Raw genomic sequence first — 19700 nt, 5'->3', positions numbered from 1 at the left:
AAAACATGGAAGAAATGACGGTACGCGTTCCTGTAGCGATTAAATCAAAAGTTACAGAAGGGCTCAAAGCTAAGCTTATTGCCGATCTTCAGCAGCGTTTAGATCTTGTTGATCAAGACTTACAGCAAATCGAATTTCAAGCTAAACGTTTACTTAGTGAACAAGCTAAAATCGATGCACAAGGTCTTATTCAACTACGCCAGCAGATTGAAGAAGAAAAGCAGAAACGTTTAAACTTTAAGGCGGACGTAGCAGCCAAATTAAAGGATGCGGAAAAGCTTGAACTTGGTTCTGAAATTAGTCAGGGCACTATGGAACAGACCATTACAGTTAAAGTTGGGGATGACCTCGATGCTTTAATGGGTTCTGAAATTTTGCTCGAAGATGGCAAAATTGTTGCCTTCCGCCAGTAATGGATCGGAATGAGCTGATTACCATAGGTGTTATCGTTGCCCCGCACGGTGTGCGGGGTGATCTTCGTATAATGCCGCAAACCGATTTTCCCGATCGGTTTTTAACGATGGATGCCTGCTACATTGATGGTAAAGAATACCATATCACATCCGCTCGTTATCATAAGCAATTTATTTTGGCCACCTTTAAAGAAGTGCCTGATCGTAATGCCGCCGAATTGATGGCTCGCAAGGAAATCCAAGTTCCTCGTGACGAATTGGTGGAATTGCCGGAGGGCCGTTACTATATTTTTGATATCATCGGTCTGACCGTTGAAGATACGAAGGGCAATGTCTTAGGGACTGTGTCTGATGTATTGCAGCCGGGGGCCAATGATGTGTATGTAGTAAAACAAGAAGGTCAGCCTGATTTATTATTACCTGTTTTGGAACATGTAATTTTAGACATTGATATTGAAGGCGGTAAGATTATTGCCGATCCGCCTGAATGGATTTAATAGAGCAGCCGAGACTTGGGTGAAGTGGCCTTCGGGCCGGAAAGGATAATGTGATACCATGAGAATTGACATTATTTCTTTATTCCCTGAGTTCTTTGCTGCTTTTTTTAATCATTCCATAATTAAACGGGCTATGGCAGCTGAACGTCTCGCTATGGAAGTGACAAATCCGCGCGATTTTGCTCATAATAAGCATAATCAAGTGGATGATACGCCTTATGGCGGCGGGGCCGGTATGCTCATGATGGCACCGCCCATTTTTGAAGCTGTGGAGCATGTATTGGCTAAAACAGCAAAAACTGTTGAATCGGTTGATGGAAGTGAAACGGACAAATTATCCGTTGAAGCTGTAGATGTCAAACCGGCTAAAGAGCTTCAAAAACGGATAATTTTTTTGGGACCTACGGGCACGACTTTTAATCAGGCAAAAGCGCGTGAGTTGGCTGCTTATGATCAGTTAGTGCTGATTTGCGGTCATTACGAAGGTGTTGATTATCGTGTGGAAGAACACTTGATTGATGAGACAATCTCTATCGGCGATTTTGTGCTCACCGGCGGTGAACTGCCGGCTATGATTGTGGCCGATGCGGTAGCGCGTATGATTCCCGGTGTGTTGGGAGCCGCTTCGGGGGCTATGGAGGATTCGTTTTACCGACCTATTTTAGAAGGTCCGCAATATACGAAACCGCCGGTTTTCAGAGACTGGGAAGTTCCCGAGGTATTGCGTAGCGGTCATCACAAAAACATAGCCGCATGGCGATTACAGCAGGCCTTATTGCGTACCCGACGTTTGCGTCCGGACTTATTGGAACGGGAACTCACCGATGATGAAAAACGGGCAATAAAAGAATTAGAAAAACAAGGTCTATGGAAACCATAAGAAGATATGGAAATTTCATAGGCCTTTTTTGTATAATGTATGTAATGAACGTTTTACGGACGGCAGGCTTTAAAGCCGCTTGGTAAATAAGTTGACTTGATTTACCTGTTTGCCCAAAGTTAGGTATTTAGAAATGAGGGACTGCTATGAAACCACGTATTGCTATTACGGCCGACACTTTTATGGATGTTACCAACAGCACCAATTTACGAAGAGCACCGTATGTATCGCGTGATCTGGTGGAGGTACTGAGTGTATTGGGTTGTATTCCGTTTATATTGCCGGATGTGCCAAACGCTATCGGTGAAGATTATTTTGAATTGTATGACGGACTCATTATCCATGGCGGGCCTGATGTAGATCCTCATTTATTCGGCGAAGAACCGCATCGTGAAATCGGCATGGTCAATTATAAACGAGATGTATTTGAACGTGAGTTGATTCAGGCGGCCGTGAAGGTGCGTAAACCGGTACTCGGTATTTGCAAAGGGGCTCAGATTATTAATGTGGCATTAGGCGGCAATTTATATCAGGATATTGAAACGCAGTGTGAAAATTCCTATATTAAACATTCACAAGAAGCTCCCGGCGGATATCCGACTCATAGTATAACCTTGGCTAAAGACAGTTTTTTACATGCTGTTTTAGGACTAAATACGCTGGTTAATTCTCGACATCATCAGGCAATTCGCGATGTAGCGCCGACTTTAAGAGCTACGGCCACAAGCCTTGATGGGATTGTGGAAGGCATTGAAAACAGCGATGCGTCGGTTGTGGGTGTACAATGGCATCCTGAAAATATGTGGCGTGAACACGAAGATATGTATGCTTTGTTTGAAGCTTTTGTATCTAAAGTTAAAGAACGCATGTAATAAAGTAAGTAAGTCGCTGCTTTAACCGTGCTGGCTGAGCGTATTAAGTACGGACTGATGAAATAATTAATTCGCTAATCTGTTTGGTCTATAGTTCTATAAATGCTATAATAAAAAGATAGATATATTGAGAAGGAGAATGTTATGCGAATTATAGGTATAGACCCGGGTACGGCTATTTGCGGCTATGGCATCATTGATGTAGAAGGCAGTCGATTGCAACCCGTCGCGTATGGGTGTATTACAACTACGCCACAGGACACGGATGCTATGCGACTTGAAATACTGTTTAATGATTTAAGTGATATCTTGGAAGAATATCAACCGGATAAGTTTGGCGTGGAACAATTGTTTTTTAATCGCAATGTAACGACCGCCATTGCCGTCGGACAGGCTCGCGGGGTTATTTTGCTGGCAGCCAGTCAACGGCGGATTCCTATTTATGAATATACGCCGTTGCAGGTTAAGCAAGCTGTGGTCGGTTATGGCCGCGCCACTAAGGAGCAGGTTATTTATATGACCATGAATATGTTGGGGATTCGTGAGAAAATAAAACCCGATGATACGGCGGATGCATTGGCTATTGCCATATGCACGGCGCACAGCTCGCATGGTGATGATTTAAAACGACGTCTGCAGTTGTAGTGTGAATATATAAACAGTTTTTTAGGAGGCAATAATCCATGATTGGTTTTCTTCGTGGTATCGTTAATCAAATTTTTCAAGGCTCCTGTTTTATCGATGTACATGGCGTAGGCTATCGCGTATATATATCCGGTACTACCCGTGATGCCTTGACGGAAGGACAGGAAGCATTACTATATACATATATGAGTGTTCGTGAAGATGCGATTCAATTGTATGGCTTCGGCACTCAGGATGAATATGATTTGTTTATCTTACTTATTTCTGTATCCGGTATCGGGCCTAAAGTAGGGCTCGGTATTTTATCCGGCTTATCGGTTGACGGTATTAAAGTGGCGATTATGAACGGCGAATTGAGTACGCTTACCAAGTTGCCGGGAATCGGTAAAAAGTCGGCAGAGCGTTTGGTGCTTGAATTAAAAGATAAAATCGGTAAATTTACGACCGCGCCGTCTGCTCAGACAGTGGCTAATACTGCGGTACCGGTTTCACAGACCGGTGTACAGGGTGAAGTGGCCGAAGCTTTAATGGCGTTAGGCTATCGCGAGTCGGAATTTATTGATATACTCACTCGATTGGATAATGGTGAACGCGATGTAGCAACGCTGTTGCGCGATGTATTGTCTGAATTGGGAAAAGGTAGGTAGTCATGAAAGAAGAAATACGTGTGGTTGACAGTCAAATGCGCGTAGTCGGTAAGGAAGAGCAAAGTGGCGACACTTGGCAATTTTCTTTACGACCAAGGTATTTGCATGAATATATCGGCCAAACGGATGTAAAAAATAACTTAAAAGTGTATATTCAGGCAGCTAAAGAGCGCCAAGAAGCGCTTGATCATGTCTTGTTATACGGACCGCCGGGCCTTGGTAAAACGACGTTAGCCGGTATTATTGCCAATGAGATGGGTGTTAATTTCAGAATTACATCGGGCCCCGCTATTGAGCGTGCCGGTGATTTGGCGGCGTTGCTCAGTAATTTGCAGGATCATGATGTTTTGTTTATCGATGAAATTCATCGTTTATCCCGTACGGTTGAAGAAGTGCTCTATTCCGCTATGGAAGACTTTTCCTTAGATATTATCGTCGGCAAGGGGCCGAGTGCCCGTTCCGTGCGCATCGATTTAAGACCGTTTACCTTGGTTGGTGCCACGACCAAAGCTGGTGCTTTATCGGGTCCGTTACGCGATCGTTTTGGCATTATCAATCATTTGGAATATTACAAACAAGATGAATTGGAATTTATTGTTAAACGGGCAGCCGAAGTTTTGAATACTAAGATTACCGCTACCGGTGCAGCTGAAATTGCTCGCCGTTCCCGTGGGACTCCGCGTATTGCCAACCGCTTGTTGAAGCGGGTACGTGATGTGGCACAGGTGCTCGGTAATGGTGAAATTACGAATGTGATTGCCGATGATGCCTTGCAACGTCTTGATATTGATCAGTTGGGGCTCGATCGGGTAGACCGCGTTATTTTACGAACGATTATAGAGAAATTTAACGGCGGTCCGGTCGGTATCGATACGATAGCGGCGGCCACCAGTGAAGAACGGGATACCATCGAAGATGTGTATGAACCGTATTTAATGCAATTGGGTTTTTTAATCAGAACCAGTCGCGGGCGCATGGCTACGCAGTTAGCTTACGACCATTTGGGTATTATTAATCCAAATGCCAATGCTGCCAATCAGGGGGATATATGAAATTAAAAGCTGTAAATCGTGTTTTGTTACTTACCGTGTTTAGTTGTCTCATGTCGTCTATAGTGCCTGTATGGGGGGCGCCGATTGCGGTTACCAAAGAAGGTGCTGACAGCAAAGCTGCAATAACAACTGTTACTAAGCCGGCAAAAGACAGTAAACCAACGACGACCATCACGACTAAAGCTGAAAGCAAGAATGATAAAAAGACAGTAAATTCAGCAAAGGATTCAACGGCGGTGGCTGCCAAGGCGGGGAAAGCACCTGCTTTTTATACACCGCAAGAATCCAATGTCCCGGCTATTCGCATATTATTGGCTACCAGAAGCAATGCCTGGCCGGTGGCCGGTAACGGTCAGGTGGCTGTCTATACGAGTAATAAATCACCGGTTGCTAAGTTTGCTGCCAATGAGACCGTCACTATGGGCGTTAAAAACAATAAGGTTACGGTGAACGGTAAAGTTATCGACAGCGTTGCTTATGTCAGAGCTTGGCAGGGCAATACGGAGGGGACGATTACGATTAATAATAAACCGTATCGCGGTGCCATTAAAATTGTACCTACCGCAACGGGCGGTATGATGCTGATTAACGAAGTGACTATGGAAGACTATTTATACGGGGTAGTACCTGTTGAAGTATCCCCAAGCTGGCCGCAAGAAGCCATAAAAGCACAGGCGGTGGCAGCTCGTACTTATGCTTTATATAATATGAAACAAAGTGCGGCTAAAGCGTATGATACCGAGGTGGATTCAAATTTCCAATCATATCGGGGCCAGGCCGCTGAATATAGCAGTACTAATAAAGCCGTGGATGACACGAAAGGTATGGTTATCCAATATAAAGGTGAACCGATTTTGGCCGTGTTCCATTCAAATGCGGGCGGTTATACGGAAAACAGTGAAAATGTATGGGGCAGTAATTTACCGTATTTGCGCGGTGTTAAAGATTATACCGATTACGCACAGAGCGGTGACAGTTTTGCCTGGACCGTTAAGCTTACACGTGCCGAAATGGAGACTAAATTGAAGGCCGCCGGCAAAGATGTAGGCACTCTTAAAGAAATTAAGCTCAGTACGTTACGCGCACGACCAATGAAATTTACGGATCGCGGTGTGTCCGGTCGTGTTTTGACCGCTGACTTTGTGGGAGATAAAAAGACAATTACCTTGACCGGCGATACGATTAAGAAGATTTTCGGTTTGAAATCAACTTTATTTGATTTTTACGTCAATGTAAATGCACCGTCTACAGCCGATAGTTTTAAAAATCCGAAAGCCTATCATACATTTAAAAAAGCGACCGATACGGTTTCGATTCGCGGCTACGGTTGGGGGCACGGTTTGGGCTTGTCCCAGTGGGGGGCTGAAGGCATGGCCGCTAAGGCACCTGCCTCGGCTAAGGATTATTACAAGACGATTTTAATGCACTATTATACGGGTGTTACTATCGATAAAGCGTATTGATAAAATATTAAATACGTGTAATCACAGATACGTGTCGGCATAAATATGTGCAAGTGCAAATACGTGTCAGCACAAATAAAACGCATTAAACTAAGTTTGAAAGAAGGAAGTTTTACCATGAAGGTAACAGATTTTGATTATGAATTGCCGGAAGAACTGATTGCTCAGTATCCGGTAGAACCGCGAGATACATCGCGCCTTATGCTTCTTGATAAGGTGACCGGTGAAGTGGCTCACAAGGAACATTTTTACGATATTGTTGATGAATTAACCGACAATGATGTTTTAGTTTTTAACGATACTAAAGTCATTCCCGCTCGTTTATACGGACATCGTCGAGGCAGCGGCGGCAAAGTTGAAGTTTTGCTTTTAACGCCATGCGGTGAAAATAAATGGGAATGTTTGGTTAAACCGGGCAAGAAATGTCCGATTGGTCAGGAACTGGTATTTGATGATCGTTTAACCGGTAAAGTTATTGATAAAACCAGCTTTGGCGGTCGAATTATTGAATTCACGGCTCAAGGCGTTTTTGATGATATTATCCAAGAAATCGGGGAAATGCCGTTGCCGCCATACATTCATGAAAAATTGGAAGATAAGGATCGGTATCAGACGGTCTATGCTCGTGAAAAAGGATCCGCTGCGGCTCCGACTGCGGGACTTCATTTTACGTCGGAATTATTGGAACGCATAAAAGCTAAGGGCGTTACTTTGGCCTTTGTTACTTTACATGTAGGACTTGGCACATTCCGTCCGGTTTCCGAAGAAACGATTGAAGACCATGAAATGCACAGTGAGTATTACGTGGTAACAGCGGAAACCGCTAAAATTATTAATGATGCCAAAGCAGCCGGCAAACGTATCGTAGCCGTAGGAACGACTTCGGTACGAACATTGGAATCAGCCACGAAGAACGGCGTTTTAAAAGCCGGTCACGATTGGACGCAAATCTTCATCTATCCGGGTTATGAATATAAGATGGTTGATGCGCTTATAACGAATTTTCATTTACCGCAATCCACTTTGCTCATGCTTATCAGTGCTTTGGCGGGCAGAGAGCATTGTTTAGCCGCTTATCAAGAGGCTGTTAAAGAACGATATCGCTTCTTTAGCTTTGGCGATGCTATGTTTATTCGTTAACTGATTTGTGTTATAATATGTACTTGACAGGTTGCATTTAGATAGGAGGATATGCTTGGTTATTACCTATGAATTACAAAAAGAATGTCCCCATACCGGTGCTCGGGCGGGGCTTTTACATACGCCTCACGGTACATTTAAAACACCTATGTTTATGCCCGTAGGCACACAAGCAACGGTTAAAACCATGTCGCCGGAAGAATTGAAGGAAATGGGTGCTCAGATTATTTTGAGCAATACCTATCACTTGTTCTTGCGTCCCGGTCCCGAACTCGTAGAAGAAGCAGGCGGGTTACATCGTTTTATGAATTGGGATGGCGGTATTTTGACCGACAGCGGCGGTTTCCAGGTATTCAGTCTCGGTGATTTGCGTAAAATTACCGAAGAAGGGGTAGCTTTCCGTTCACATATTGACGGTTCGAAAAAGTTTTTATCGCCTGAAATTGCTACAAAAGTACAGGAGCAATTAGGAGCTGATATAGCTATGGCATTTGACGAATGTATTCCGTATCCGGCGGATTATGCATATGCCGATCGTTCAACGGCACGCACAACGCGTTGGGCGGAACGTTGTTGCAAGGCCCACACATCGCCGACGCAAGGCATGTTCGGTATTGTTCAAGGCGGTATGTATAAAGATTTACGAACTCGCAGTGCCAAGGAATTGGTAGCCATGGATTTTGACGGTTACAGTATCGGCGGTTTATCCGTAGGGGAACCGCATGATTTGATGTACGATATTTTGGAACATACCACACCGTTATTGCCGACAAATAAAGCACGGTATTTGATGGGCGTAGGTACACCGGACTGCTTGGTGGAAGGTGTAGCCCGTGGTGTAGATATGTTTGACTGCGTATTCCCGACTCGTGTAGCTCGTAACGGTATGGCTATGACGCATAACGGCCGTGTGGTCATTAAAAATGCCACATATGCTCATGATTGGGGTCCGCTTGAAGACGGTTGTGAATGTTATACTTGTCGCAACTATTCACGGGCTTATATAAGACATCTGTACAAAGCGGAAGAAATCTTGGCATTCCGTTTGGTGTCGTACCATAATTTATATTTCTTATTGAATTTCATGCGTCAAATGCGCGCTGCTATTTTGGAAGACCGTTTCCCGGCTTTTCGTGATGAATTTTGGGCCGGTTACAAAAAATAGGGGACACAGGACGTTGAAAGATATACATGTTTTTATGGAGGTGAACAGACAGTGGCAGATTTAGAACAGTTATTTCAAGCCGGTTGGCCGATATTATTAATGGTTGTAATTTTTTATTTCCTTTTATATCGTCCGCAGAAAAAGCAACAGAAAGCTCGTAACGAACTTTTGAACAGTTTGAAAAAAGGTCAGAAAATCGTAACTATCGGTGGTATTTACGGTACGATTAATGCTTTGACTGACGATGCAATTATGCTTCAAATCGCAGAAAAAGTTGAAATCAAATTGGCTCGTTCCAGCGTAGCTCATGTGCTTGGCAAAGATGAAAAATAATATGGATAAGCACACAATGCGCCTTGCTTTTAAAGCAAGGCGCCAAGCCATGTCTGAAGAAGAATGCAAAATGCGGGCTAATGCTTTGTGCAAACGCATTGTTGAATCGGAGGCGTATCAAAAAGCTCAATCCGTTATGGCCTATTTAGCTATGCCGAAAGAAGCAAATCTTGATGCCTTAGTTACACAGGCGTTAGCGGACGGCAAAACGGTATATGTGCCGGTTTGCGTGTCCAAGACCGAAATGGTGGCGGCACGTTTACGTCGCCTTGACGATGTAAAAACGGGTGTTCTCCATATACGCATTCCTAATGAACCTTATGAATGTGCTGCACCGACCGACTTGGATTTAATCTTGGTACCTGGTGTAGCCTTTGACACAAAAGGGGGACGCATGGGGATGGGAGCCGGTTATTATGATCGGTTTTTGGCGCAGGTTGCCAGGGAACGCTTATGGGGCGTTGCTTGGGATATACAAGTTGTGCCTGATACAATTCCTATGGAAGTACATGATAAACGACTCGGCGGTTTGATTACCGACGAGCGCGTTCTTACATTTATATAATTTTTCTGCAATCATTTTATAAGCCCTGGCGATTTAAGGAGGGGGAATTTTTTTGAACGGGAAGGCACTTGCAAAGTTTCTTGCGGTTATTGCCTTGATTTTTGCGGCCTTTATTTATTTTATCGGGCCTTTGGCACAATCGATAAAACAAGGTCTTGACTTACAAGGTGGTACTCACATTGTTCTTGAAGCTGAAGATGCAGGCGAGAATAAAGTAACTGATGATGCGGTAGAACGAGCCAGACAGATTCTTGAACGTCGTATCAATGAAATGGGTTTGGCTGAACCATTAATTCAGCGTGAAGGTAAAAAACGTATTATTATTGAATTACCGGGTGTTAAAGATCCTGATCAAGCCATTAAAACCATTGGTAAAACAGCGGTTATGGAATTCAAGGATGAAAACGGCGTAGTTCATTTAACCGGTAATGATTTAAAAGATGCGAAAGAACAAATCGGTCAGAACAAGCAGTTCATGGTAGCTATTGAGTTTACCGATGAAGGAGCTAAGAAATTTGCCGATTTGACAACTCAGAACGTAGGTCGTCACATCGGTATTTATCTTGACGGCGAACAGTTGACTAATCCGGTAGTTAATGAACCGATTACCGGCGGTAAAGCGGTAATTACAGGCAGTAAGACATTAGATGAAGCTAAAAATCTTGCTATCTTGCTGCGTTCCGGTGCGTTGCCTGTAAAAGTTAATGTATTGGAAGTTCGTACCGTAGGTCCTACGCTCGGTCAGGACTCCAAAGATAAATCGGTAACAGCTTTTGCCGTAGGTATCGGACTTATCGTAGCGTTCATGTTGGTACTTTACCGTGTATCCGGTTTCGTAGCCACTACAGCCTTATTAATCTATGTATTGCTGTTATTGGCAGTATTGCATTTCTTGCAGGCTACCTTAACGCTGCCGGGCATTGCCGGTATTATCCTCTCCATGGGTGTCGCGGTCGATGCGAACATTCTTATCTTTGAACGTTTTAAAGAAGAAGTTCAAATCGGTAAAACATTGCGCATGTCTATGGAATCCGGTTTCCGCCGTGCTCTTGCGACAATCGTCGATGCGAACATGTCTGTTATGATTACGGCAGCAATCTTGTTCATCCTCGGCTCAGGTCCGGTGCGCGGTTTCGCTATCACACTTGGTCTCGGTGTTGCCATCAGTATGGTTACCGCCGTATTCGTAAGCCGTTATTTACTCAGGATGTTGATTGAATGTAATTTGACCAATCATCCATTCTGGTATGGTGCTAATGTGTCGCCAACCGCGACTATGGAACTTTACAAGAAAGGAGGCAAAAAATAATGCGTTTTGACGTTATTAAACACCATCGTTGGTGGTTCACTTTGTCTTCTATCTTGGTAATTGCCAGTCTTGTATCTATTTTTGTGCGTGGCTTTAACTTCGGTATCGACTATACCGGCGGTACAATCGTAGAAGTTATGTTTGATCAACCTGTACAGGTAGCTCAAGTACGTGAAGATTTGAAACAGTTCAACTTGGAAAATGCCATCATTCAGTTATCCGGGGAAAGTAACGAAACGTCCGGCAAGGATGTTATTATTCGTACCCGTAATCTCGATGCTAATGAAAGCGCAGCCATTGTGGAAAGCTTAAATAAAAATGTAGGCCATAATGAAGTTAAACGTGTGGAATCCGTAGGGGCTGTTATCGGCTCTGAAGTTACGGAACATGCGCTTATTAACTTGGCCATTGCGTTCGTTGTTTTGGCAGCGTACATTTCTTTCCGCTTTGAATATCGAATCGCTTTCTCTTCCTTAGCTGCTATTTTCCATGATTTGATTATGGTACTTGGCGTATTTTCCTTCTTCCAGTTGGAAATTGATGCGTCCTTCTTGGCCGCTATTTTGACGGTTATCGGTTACTCCATGAATGAATCGGTAGTTATCTTTGACCGTATTCGTGAAAACACGCATACTCATAAACGTTCCGATACATTTGCCGATTTGGCGAATGCAAGTATTGCGCAAAGTATTCATCGCAGTTGCTATACATTGACAACCGTATTGTTTGCTTGTTGTTCTTTGTACTTCTTCGGTGGCGATACGACTAAAAACTTTGCTCTTTGCATGATCGTCGGTTTCGTAAGCGGTGCATACTCTTCCATTTGCGTAGCTACCTCTTTATGGGCTATTTGGAAATGTCGCAATAAGAAAGATATTCGTAACGCAACAGCTAAGGCTTAATTAAGAGCTGCTGCTAAATGTATTGTCAAAGTAGTTGTGCTTTGAATAATTACTATGGCAGTAACGTTCGAATAGTAGTATAATTAAATACGCAGTTTAAAAGCACAGTAGTCTTTCGAGGCTACTGTGTTTTCTTTGTGGTTTTTATATTGTATGTTTTATATTGTACTTTTAGATTGTTTGTATTTAACCTATTAATCGATATATCTTTCATTTCATTCATGTGATGGGATTGATCCAACGGATAATAAGATATTATAAGAGTAATGGTACAAAATGTTGTGATATAAAGAATCACGGTAATATATATTGAAGTTTTCAGAGTCAATAATAATTAATGTTGGCTGGTGTAGGATTTAATAAAAAGAGAAAGGAGTCGTCTATGGTATACGACGAGCAAAAAGATGATGCATACCGTAGGGGTAATGATGGGGAATATAATGACGACCATACAATAGGGGCTAATGAAGTGGCAGAACCTGAACAAGGTAAAATTTGGTCCGCCGAATTTCTGGGCTGCGGTTTGAGCAGCTGTCTGTTTTATATGAGTCAGTATATATTAATTGCCGGATTGCCTTTGATTATTACCGGTGTATATGGTGGTACGGCCTTTCAGGCTGGTATGGCTATGACATACTTTCAAATCGGTACAATTCTTTGCCGTCCGTTCGCCGGTGAAATTATTGATGGCTTTGATAAGCGCAAAGTATTATTTTCTACGACGGGTATTTTTTGCTGATCATGATTGCGTTTAATTTTACTACGTCCATGGATCTCATATTCTTTTTACGTTTGCTTCACGGCATGATTTTTGCTATCGGTACAACGGCCGTGGCAGCCGTGGCCGTTTTGGTATTGCCAAAACATCGTAAAGGGGAGGGCATCGGATATTTTTCGGTATTCGTGAATGTGGCCATGGTTATCGGGCCGTTCCTCGGCCTGACGATTCTTGATTTATGGGATAAGAACGGTTATTTTATCTTTTTAAGTCTTTGTGCCTTATTAAGTTTTTATGTGGCAAATCGCAAACAGTTAGACGATTCCTTGGCGTTGCCGCAATTGGCTAAAAAGCGACCATGGAATTTTGATCGTTTCTTTGAACGTACTACCTTGCCATGGGCTGTTATCGGTGTTTTTATCAGTTTTACCTATTCCGGTGTATTGGTCTTTGTACCGATTATGATGACTAATATGGGCGAGGGCACAATGGCCAGCATATTCTTCGTCTTGTTTGCTTTGACCATAGTGGTAACCCGACCATGGGTAGGTCATGCTTTTGATCATTTAGGGGCGAATATATTAATTTATCCGGGATTTATTCTCTATGGCATCGGTATCATCATTTTGAGCTTTGCCACGACGCCTTGGTGGATTATTGCGTCGGCTCCGATTATCGGCTTGGGTTACGGTGCTATCAGTCCGGCGTTTCAGACATTGGGCGTGCAAGCTGCTGCCGCTGAACGTGCCGGTGCAGCCAATGCAACGTACTTTTTATCGTTGGATATCGGCGTAGGTTTGGGCTCCGCTATTTTGAGTTTAGTCATAGGCTGGGTTGGCTTTGAACTGATGTATCAACTTAATGCAGCTATTGCTTTGATAGGATTGTTTATTTATCACTTCTATGTGAAACGTTTCTATCAACGCGTGGCGTAAAATTATAATAGTCAAAATCAATAAACCGCAACATTAGATGATATTTATATCACTGATAGTTGCGGTTTTTGTTGTGTAAGAGAAGATAAATGTGTAATGCAGTTGACACTATTTGGGCGGGTTGATAGTATAGTACTAATATACTGATGACTTAAATCCTAAAAGAAATTTACGGTTGACTATGTATCTTCGGGATAAATATTTTAAGGAGGTATTTCATGTCAGAAAAAAGAAATGAATTGGTGGAACGTTTTTTAAATATGCTCAGGTGCCTTCGCAAAGTAAAGGTAATGGCGGTAAGCAAATACCTAGTACAGAATCACAATGGGATATGATTCATTTATTGCGTGAAGAGTGTGAAGAGCTTGGCTTAACGGACTTACATGTCAGTAGCAAAGCAGTCCTCACGGGACGCTTGCCTGCTCATTTACCTGATGGTTTTGCGGGACTGTGCCGGTAATCGGTTTTTGTGCACACGTAGATACGGTGGATGTGAGCTTATCACCTGAAGTGCATCCGCAAATTATACGTAATTATGATGGTGGGGACATTATCCTGAATGAAGCACTCGGTATTATAATGAAGCGGACGGAACATCCGGAATTGCCCCGGTATGAAGGACAGGATATCATTGTTTCTGATGGAACCAGTGTTTTGGGGGCAGATAATAAATCAGCTATTGCTAATATAATGACTGCTTTGAATACATTAATAAAAGAGCCTTCACGCTATCATGGTGATATATATGTGGCATTTGTGCCCGATGAAGAAGTGGGATTAATTGGTGCCAAAAATATAGACTACAAAAAGTTTCCGGTTGATTTTGCTTATACGATTGATTCGTGTGAATTGGGAGAAATTGTGTATGAAACATTTAATGCCGGAACCGCTACGGTAACAATTCATGGAGTGAGTGCCCACCCTATGAGTGCTAAAGGTGTTTTGGTTAATCCCACATTGCTGGCAGTGGATTTTATTAATATGTTTAATAGAGAGGAAACTCCGGAATGTACTGAAGGCAAAGAAGGTTATATTTGGTGCAAAGGTGTTCAATCCAATCAATCAACAGCCATTGTGACCCTGAATATCAGAGACCATGATAAGGTAAAATACGAAGCAAAAAAAGAGTTGATCGAAAAAATACGGCAAAACTTCAACAGCAATATCCTCGAGCAACGGTTTCTTGTGAAATAAGTGATGTTTACGGCAATATAGCGGAGGCGATTACGGATGAAAATAAAAAAGCAATCGATTAGGTGTATGAAGCTATGGCGCGTTTAGGGATTACACCTAAAACTATTGCTATGCGCGGTGGTACAGATGGATCTTTTATTTCGACAAAAGGTATATTGACGCCTAATTATTTCACCGGTGCTCATAATTTTCATTCTAGGTTTGAATTTTTGCCAATAAACTCATTTTACAAATCTTATGAAATGACATTGACATTGATTCAATTGGGTTATGAAAAATCTAATTCATAAGAGATAATAAATAACATTTTTTATATTGAAAAAAATAGAAGAAGTTGCTATTATTATGGTAGCGAGTATACTTTTTTATTAATGAAATGGGGGGGCGTTCTTATGTCTGAAATTAAAAAAGTAGAAGAACATTTATTAGAAAAGAAAACTGAACGTTTAAACGATATTAAAGATTCTTTGAATTTGGGTGAAAAACAGCCGGAAGAAGAAGCTGTAAAAGTTGATACCGGTAATGTTGTTTACGACAAACTTTTGAAAAAAGAAATTAAACGAATGAATGTACAGGAAGAAGAATTAGGTTTAAAGAAATAATAGTGGTAAATAATTGCTGACTATTAAGAAACATAACAATTAGCAGGATTAAGAGGCTGTAACTATATAAAGCATTAAGCTTTATAGCAGTTATGGCTTCTTTTTTTATAACTACACATTATGTGCGATCACTTTTTAAGATAAAATTTATAAAAATAGTTGATAGAGTTGATTTTTTACTATATTATATTGAGTAGAGAATAATTTTGGTTCTTTGTTAGTGTATAGTTTTTTGAAAAAAGGGGTGGAGTGTATGAAACTTTGGAAGAGTGCAATTTTTGCATTAGGTGTGTTAGGGGCATTAAATTTCGGTGGCATATTTGAGGTAAATGCAGCGGACTGGTATTATTTGGGGGAAAGCTATGATGGGGAGCAATACTCTGTAGATAACAGCTCGGTGGTCAAAGATGACAAAGAAGCAGTGGTATGGATTCGCGTAAATAATCCGAATGGCGAGTATTACTTAGAACGCGTTCGTTTGAATCGAAATAATTTCACCATACAAACATTGGATGTGAAACCGTTTTATTCTGACGGAACACCGTATGCTGAAGATGAATATTATTTTGACACTTCCGTAGATTCGATTCCGCCTGACAGTATGGGTGAAGAATTGTACCATTTGCTGTGGGAAAATAAATAATATATGGAACACCAGAGACGTTAATGGTATATGGCTTTAATTGCTATAAAATAATTAACGTCTCTTTTTTTATGCATACATATTCCATTTGGTTATTTGTTAACTTGAGTATGTTTTGTTATTATCAAATTAGGTATAATATCTAAAAAAATTAATTTGATGCATATTTATTTTCTAATTTTATATAAAAAGGTCATCGCAATGAAATTTTTAGTTAAAGTAGGGCTTTTGGCGATACTTCTTATTGTGTCATTTATTTTGGCATTTCAGTTTGGTGCTATATATATTCCTTTACAAACGGTTCTTGCAAGCATTTGGCAAAATATGTTGACTGTACTAAATCAATTTGGCTTGGTTTCCGGTGATAGTTTGCACGCAGCTCAAGCTTCCGGTGTTGTTATCTCTGACATGACGAATACCATGTTATGGGAGATCAGAGCACCTCGTTTGATTTATTCCATAATAACGGGTATCGGTTTAGCTTTAGTTGGTTTATTGATGCAGACAGTAACTCGTAATGCATTAGCCGATCCGTATGTACTTGGTGTTTCATCCGGTGCCAGTGCCGGCGCCGTGTTTGCGATTATTACCGGTGGTTTGGCTTTTTTGGGCAGTTTTAATGTGCCCCTGTTTGCTTTTTTCGGGGCTGCTTTATCAATTGTAATGGTGCTCATTTGTGTCGGTAAAAGCAATAGTCCTATTAAGTTGATTTTAATCGGTATGGGGATGAGCGGTATTTTTTCCGCCTTAACCATGATTATTATTTACGGTGCCAAGCATGAAGCACAGGTGCGTAGCGCTATGTTTTGGATGCTCGGCAGTTTTGCCGGTATTCAGTGGAATGATTTGCCATTTTCGACCGTTGTAGTTGGATTGTATTTAGTGGCTATTTTTATTTTCCGCCATGATTTGGATATTTTATTGTTGGGGAATAATGAAGCGAGTCAAATGGGGTTGTCTATTAAAAAGATTCAGCTTGGCATTGTGTTAAGTTCATCTTTTGTCATTGCTACCTTGGTTGCCAAAGTAGGCATAGTAGGTTTTGTGGGGCTTATTATTCCACATTTAGCTCGAATTATGGGTGGCCCTAAACATGGGCATACCATCATCTGTTCTACCCTGATAGGTGGGATTGTAATGATTTGGGCTGATGTGTTTTCACGGGCATTGTACAGTCCGGAGGAAATTCCGATTGGTGTCTTAACGTCATTATTGGGGGCGCCTATATTTATTTGGATTATTATGAAACGGTATCGATATGAAAACTAGTTTTACAATTTCAGACTTATCATTTCGTTATGGCACGACTGATACGTTGCAACATATTTCCTTAATGTTGCCCAAAAATAAAATTATAGGTATCATCGGTCCAAACGGTTGCGGCAAGTCCACTTTGTTGGCTCATTTGGGACGCTTAAAACCTTCACATGGGATTATTCGATTAGATGATAAGTATATTGAAGAGTATTCGGCGCGGGCCTATGCGCAAAAAGTGGCCATGTTGTCGCAATTGCGAAGCAACATGGTGGAGGATTTTTTAGTAAAAGATTTGGTGTTAATGGGGCGCTATCCGTATAAACCGCAATTCGGCAATTATAATACCACCGACCATCAAATGGTGGCCGATGTGATGAAACAAATAGGTATCGCGCATTATGCGGAGACTAGCTTAAGTGATCTGTCAGGTGGTGAACGGCAACGCGTATTTATTGCCAAAGCATTGGTACAGCAACCGGAAGTATTATTGCTGGATGAGCCGACCAATCATTTGGATATGAAATATAAAATTGCTCTTATGGAGATTTTAAAACAATTTGAGGGGACTACAGTTGTAGTGCTGCATGATTTAAACTTAGTGGCTCGTTATTGTGATTATGTAATTCTCATGCAAAACGGGCGGGTTGTGGACTACGGTGAGCCGGCAAAGGTGATGCAAGTCGATCAGTTGTCATCGGTGTTTGAGGTTCCGTTCCATAGTGAGCATCATGACGGCATATTGTATCTATATTATTAATCAGCATGCGTTGCATGTTCATTGTTTTTTATTGGTTTTTTGAAAGGAAGTGTAATTGTGAAATTTACAAAGAAGTGGAAAGCGTTAGCTTTATTGACAGTGGCAGTAGGAGTGCTCGGTATTGCCGGTTGCGGTAGTGATAAAGTAAGTGATGCAGCAGCAGGAGCAGGTAAAGCCATCAGTTGGCAAGGCACTTATGATGGTGTAACAACAGATTTTAAAGTGACCGAATCGCCGAAACGTGCCGTATCTATGTCTCAGGCTACAACAGAAATGATGTTGCAATTAGGCTTGGAAAATAAGATGGTAGGTACTGCTTTTAAAGAGGAAGAAATCTATCCGCCATTACAGGCACAGTACGATAAAGTGCCTGTGTTGGCAGAAAAGTGGCCAGCCTATGAAGTATTTATGGCAGCTAAACCTGATTTTGCTACCGGTTGGCCTGACTCCTTCAGCAAACGAGCTATTCCGGCTGAAAAGCTAATCTCGCAAAAAGTAAATCTTTGGGTGCCTGAATCCATGTTGTCCACTAAGGCTGATTTGGAAACGAACTTCAATGATATGTTGATGTTAGGTAAAATCTTTGGCGTAGAAGATAAAGCTGAAGCATGGGTTAAATCACAGCGTGATTTGTTAGCCGGTGTTCAAGGTAAAATTAAAGACTTACCGCGCAAACGCGTATTTATCTATGACTCGGAAGATGGTCAACCGTTTACTGCTTTTGAAGGGTATACGACTAACATCCTTAAACTTATCGGTGCCGACAATGTTATGAGTGGTTTAGGGGTCGACAAGACTTGGGCAAAAGGTTCTTGGGAAACTGTAATTGCAGCTAATCCAGATTATATCATTATCGCCGATTACGGAACTTCCATTCGTAATGATGATGACTTCCAAGCAAAAATCCAAAAATTAAAGAGCAATCCGCAGTTACAGGATATTAATGCGATTAAGAACAATCACTTTATTCGCGTAAAACTATCTGAAATTACACCGGGTGTTCGTACAGTAGAAGCGTTGAAACGTTTAGCTGAAGAAATTCATGGTATTACGATTCAGTAAGATTACATTATTAAGCTATTAATTGACATATAGCAATGAAGACTATATTGATGAAAGTACAGGTGTAGTTATTTATGAGGAGAGCCGTCCTTTGGCATGGCTCTCCTTTTATATTGTATTCACAGGGGGGGCCTTTATATTGTCCTCGCAGGGAGATAGCATACATAGAGTATATGAGTATGTAGAGTGTATGAGCATATAAAGCATATATAACTCATGCCATATATAAGTGCATATAAGAGCATATAATGTGAATAGAGAAATATGCCGAATATACATCAAAATAAATTTCTCGCAAATTTCTAAAAAAAGTTAAAAATAGGGGTTGACGGCCTCGCCGAATTTTTGTTAGAATAGTCAAGTCGTCAGTTGACGATAACACAACGCGGCAGCGTGTTGTGAGTGGTATCAATGTTTAAAACTTGTAAATAACTTGTAAAAAAGTTGTTGACATAAAAAACTAAAGATGCTACAATATAAAAACCGTCAGAGATGACGGCGACTGAATCGAAAATTTGAAATGCATGAAGTGCAATGATGATTAAGCGAGCAGATCTTTGAAAACTGAACAATGTAAGGTAATCATTTTTAACGAAATGAACATAGCCAGAGTGCGGGTTTCAACAACGTTGAAACCAACCAAATAAAT

The 19700-nt window shown here is 41.5% G+C and carries 23 protein-coding genes; all 23 read left to right on the top strand.

Annotated elements, in window-relative coordinates; translation table 11 throughout:
- Window positions 1-5: 5 nt before the first annotated feature.
- Complete coding sequence (locus EO126_RS05680; RefSeq protein ID WP_006556456.1) at window positions 6-413, top strand: YlqD family protein; 408 nt, start codon at window positions 6-8, stop codon at window positions 411-413.
- Complete coding sequence (gene rimM / locus EO126_RS05675; protein WP_006556457.1) at window positions 413-910, top strand: ribosome maturation factor RimM; 498 nt, start codon at window positions 413-415, stop codon at window positions 908-910. The genes EO126_RS05680 and rimM overlap by 1 nt, the downstream gene beginning before the upstream one ends.
- Window positions 911-968: 58 nt before the next feature.
- Entirely contained in the window at window positions 969-1790 is an 822-nt protein-coding gene (gene trmD / locus EO126_RS05670) for a tRNA (guanosine(37)-N1)-methyltransferase TrmD (protein ID WP_127007927.1), read from the top strand.
- A gap of 146 nt (window positions 1791-1936) precedes the next feature.
- Window positions 1937-2662 carry a gamma-glutamyl-gamma-aminobutyrate hydrolase gene (locus EO126_RS05665; protein ID WP_006556459.1) on the top strand — a complete coding sequence of 242 codons (726 nt, stop codon included), beginning with the start codon at window positions 1937-1939 and terminating at the stop codon, window positions 2660-2662.
- A 144-nt stretch (window positions 2663-2806) separates the two neighbouring features.
- The gene (gene ruvC / locus EO126_RS05660) at window positions 2807-3307 is read left to right on the top strand and encodes a crossover junction endodeoxyribonuclease RuvC (protein WP_006556460.1); all 501 of its coding nucleotides are present in this window, start codon (window positions 2807-2809) and stop codon (window positions 3305-3307) included.
- 38 nt (window positions 3308-3345) lie between these two features.
- A complete protein-coding gene (gene ruvA, locus EO126_RS05655) occupies window positions 3346-3954 on the top strand; it encodes a Holliday junction branch migration protein RuvA (RefSeq protein ID WP_006556461.1) in 609 nt (202 codons plus the stop codon).
- 35 nt (window positions 3955-3989) lie between these two features.
- A complete protein-coding gene (ruvB, locus tag EO126_RS05650) occupies window positions 3990-5006 on the top strand; it encodes a Holliday junction branch migration DNA helicase RuvB (protein WP_040771276.1) in 1017 nt (338 codons plus the stop codon).
- Window positions 5003-6469 carry a SpoIID/LytB domain-containing protein gene (locus EO126_RS05645; protein WP_006556463.1) on the top strand — a complete coding sequence of 489 codons (1467 nt, stop codon included), beginning with the start codon at window positions 5003-5005 and terminating at the stop codon, window positions 6467-6469. The genes ruvB and EO126_RS05645 overlap by 4 nt, the downstream gene beginning before the upstream one ends.
- Before the next feature lie 117 nt (window positions 6470-6586).
- Window positions 6587-7609 (top strand): tRNA preQ1(34) S-adenosylmethionine ribosyltransferase-isomerase QueA, encoded by a 1023-nt coding sequence (gene queA, locus EO126_RS05640; protein ID WP_127007925.1) that lies wholly within the window; start codon window positions 6587-6589, stop codon window positions 7607-7609.
- Between the two features lie 55 nt (window positions 7610-7664).
- Window positions 7665-8774, top strand: a complete 1110-nt coding sequence (gene tgt / locus EO126_RS05635; RefSeq protein WP_006556465.1) for a tRNA guanosine(34) transglycosylase Tgt — start codon at window positions 7665-7667, stop codon at window positions 8772-8774.
- 51 nt (window positions 8775-8825) lie between these two features.
- Window positions 8826-9107 carry a preprotein translocase subunit YajC gene (gene yajC / locus EO126_RS05630; protein WP_006556466.1) on the top strand — a complete coding sequence of 94 codons (282 nt, stop codon included), beginning with the start codon at window positions 8826-8828 and terminating at the stop codon, window positions 9105-9107.
- A 1-nt stretch (window position 9108) separates the two neighbouring features.
- Entirely contained in the window at window positions 9109-9672 is a 564-nt protein-coding gene (locus EO126_RS05625; protein WP_225723679.1) for a 5-formyltetrahydrofolate cyclo-ligase, read from the top strand.
- Window positions 9673-9724: 52 nt separating this feature from the next.
- Window positions 9725-10981 carry a protein translocase subunit SecD gene (gene secD / locus EO126_RS05620; protein ID WP_006556468.1) on the top strand — a complete coding sequence of 419 codons (1257 nt, stop codon included), beginning with the start codon at window positions 9725-9727 and terminating at the stop codon, window positions 10979-10981.
- Window positions 10981-11883 (top strand): protein translocase subunit SecF, encoded by a 903-nt coding sequence (secF, locus tag EO126_RS05615; RefSeq protein WP_127007923.1) that lies wholly within the window; start codon window positions 10981-10983, stop codon window positions 11881-11883. The genes secD and secF overlap by 1 nt, the downstream gene beginning before the upstream one ends.
- 382 nt (window positions 11884-12265) lie before the next feature.
- Entirely contained in the window at window positions 12266-12622 is a 357-nt protein-coding gene (locus EO126_RS10930) for an MFS transporter (RefSeq protein WP_225723680.1), read from the top strand.
- A 2-nt stretch (window positions 12623-12624) separates the two neighbouring features.
- Window positions 12625-13536: an MFS transporter gene (locus EO126_RS05610; protein WP_225723681.1), complete on the top strand. Its 912-nt coding sequence runs from the start codon at window positions 12625-12627 to the stop codon at window positions 13534-13536.
- A 450-nt stretch (window positions 13537-13986) separates the two neighbouring features.
- On the top strand, window positions 13987-14730 hold the full coding sequence (locus EO126_RS10810) for a peptidase T (protein ID WP_006556473.1): 744 nt from the start codon (window positions 13987-13989) through the stop codon (window positions 14728-14730).
- A gap of 74 nt (window positions 14731-14804) precedes the next feature.
- A complete protein-coding gene (locus tag EO126_RS10805) occupies window positions 14805-15020 on the top strand; it encodes a hypothetical protein (RefSeq protein WP_006556474.1) in 216 nt (71 codons plus the stop codon).
- A 102-nt stretch (window positions 15021-15122) separates the two neighbouring features.
- Window positions 15123-15332, top strand: a complete 210-nt coding sequence (locus EO126_RS05600) for a hypothetical protein (RefSeq protein ID WP_006556475.1) — start codon at window positions 15123-15125, stop codon at window positions 15330-15332.
- 253 nt (window positions 15333-15585) lie between these two features.
- Window positions 15586-15975: a hypothetical protein gene (locus tag EO126_RS05595; protein ID WP_127007921.1), complete on the top strand. Its 390-nt coding sequence runs from the start codon at window positions 15586-15588 to the stop codon at window positions 15973-15975.
- A gap of 201 nt (window positions 15976-16176) precedes the next feature.
- Complete coding sequence (locus tag EO126_RS05590; RefSeq protein ID WP_006556477.1) at window positions 16177-17244, top strand: FecCD family ABC transporter permease; 1068 nt, start codon at window positions 16177-16179, stop codon at window positions 17242-17244.
- Entirely contained in the window at window positions 17234-17989 is a 756-nt protein-coding gene (locus tag EO126_RS05585; protein ID WP_127007919.1) for an ABC transporter ATP-binding protein, read from the top strand. Before EO126_RS05590 ends, EO126_RS05585 begins: the two co-directional genes overlap by 11 nt.
- Before the next feature lie 54 nt (window positions 17990-18043).
- Window positions 18044-19051, top strand: coding sequence for an ABC transporter substrate-binding protein (locus EO126_RS05580; RefSeq protein WP_374111562.1), 1008 nt, complete (start codon window positions 18044-18046; stop codon window positions 19049-19051).
- Window positions 19052-19700 lie beyond the last annotated feature (649 nt).

It is taken from the genome of Veillonella seminalis (assembly GCF_003992065.1).
Taxonomy (GTDB): Bacteria; Bacillota; Negativicutes; order Veillonellales; family Veillonellaceae; genus Veillonella_A; species Veillonella_A seminalis.
This window is presented reverse-complemented; position numbering and strand designations above follow the sequence as displayed.

Bases quoted from the DNA above. Each gene is read 5' to 3' on its own strand.
- EO126_RS10805 (WP_006556474.1), top strand. From the start codon at position 14,805: ATGGCGCGTTTAGGGATTACACCTAAAACTATTGCTATGCGCGGTGGT.
- secF (WP_127007923.1), top strand. From the start codon at position 10,981: ATGCGTTTTGACGTTATTAAACACCATCGTTGGTGGTTCACTTTGTCT.
- EO126_RS05680 (WP_006556456.1), top strand. From the start codon at position 6: ATGGAAGAAATGACGGTACGCGTTCCTGTAGCGATTAAATCAAAAGTT.
- EO126_RS05625 (WP_225723679.1), top strand. From the start codon at position 9,109: ATGGATAAGCACACAATGCGCCTTGCTTTTAAAGCAAGGCGCCAAGCC.
- EO126_RS05600 (WP_006556475.1), top strand. From the start codon at position 15,123: ATGTCTGAAATTAAAAAAGTAGAAGAACATTTATTAGAAAAGAAAACT.
- ruvB (WP_040771276.1), top strand. From the start codon at position 3,990: ATGCGCGTAGTCGGTAAGGAAGAGCAAAGTGGCGACACTTGGCAATTT.
- EO126_RS10930 (WP_225723680.1), top strand. From the start codon at position 12,266: ATGGTATACGACGAGCAAAAAGATGATGCATACCGTAGGGGTAATGAT.
- trmD (WP_127007927.1), top strand. From the start codon at position 969: ATGAGAATTGACATTATTTCTTTATTCCCTGAGTTCTTTGCTGCTTTT.
- rimM (WP_006556457.1), top strand. From the start codon at position 413: ATGGATCGGAATGAGCTGATTACCATAGGTGTTATCGTTGCCCCGCAC.
- EO126_RS05585 (WP_127007919.1), top strand. From the start codon at position 17,234: ATGAAAACTAGTTTTACAATTTCAGACTTATCATTTCGTTATGGCACG.
- ruvA (WP_006556461.1), top strand. From the start codon at position 3,346: ATGATTGGTTTTCTTCGTGGTATCGTTAATCAAATTTTTCAAGGCTCC.
- queA (WP_127007925.1), top strand. From the start codon at position 6,587: ATGAAGGTAACAGATTTTGATTATGAATTGCCGGAAGAACTGATTGCT.
- EO126_RS05595 (WP_127007921.1), top strand. From the start codon at position 15,586: ATGAAACTTTGGAAGAGTGCAATTTTTGCATTAGGTGTGTTAGGGGCA.
- ruvC (WP_006556460.1), top strand. From the start codon at position 2,807: ATGCGAATTATAGGTATAGACCCGGGTACGGCTATTTGCGGCTATGGC.
- EO126_RS05645 (WP_006556463.1), top strand. From the start codon at position 5,003: ATGAAATTAAAAGCTGTAAATCGTGTTTTGTTACTTACCGTGTTTAGT.
- EO126_RS05665 (WP_006556459.1), top strand. From the start codon at position 1,937: ATGAAACCACGTATTGCTATTACGGCCGACACTTTTATGGATGTTACC.
- EO126_RS05610 (WP_225723681.1), top strand. From the start codon at position 12,625: ATGATTGCGTTTAATTTTACTACGTCCATGGATCTCATATTCTTTTTA.
- EO126_RS05590 (WP_006556477.1), top strand. From the start codon at position 16,177: ATGAAATTTTTAGTTAAAGTAGGGCTTTTGGCGATACTTCTTATTGTG.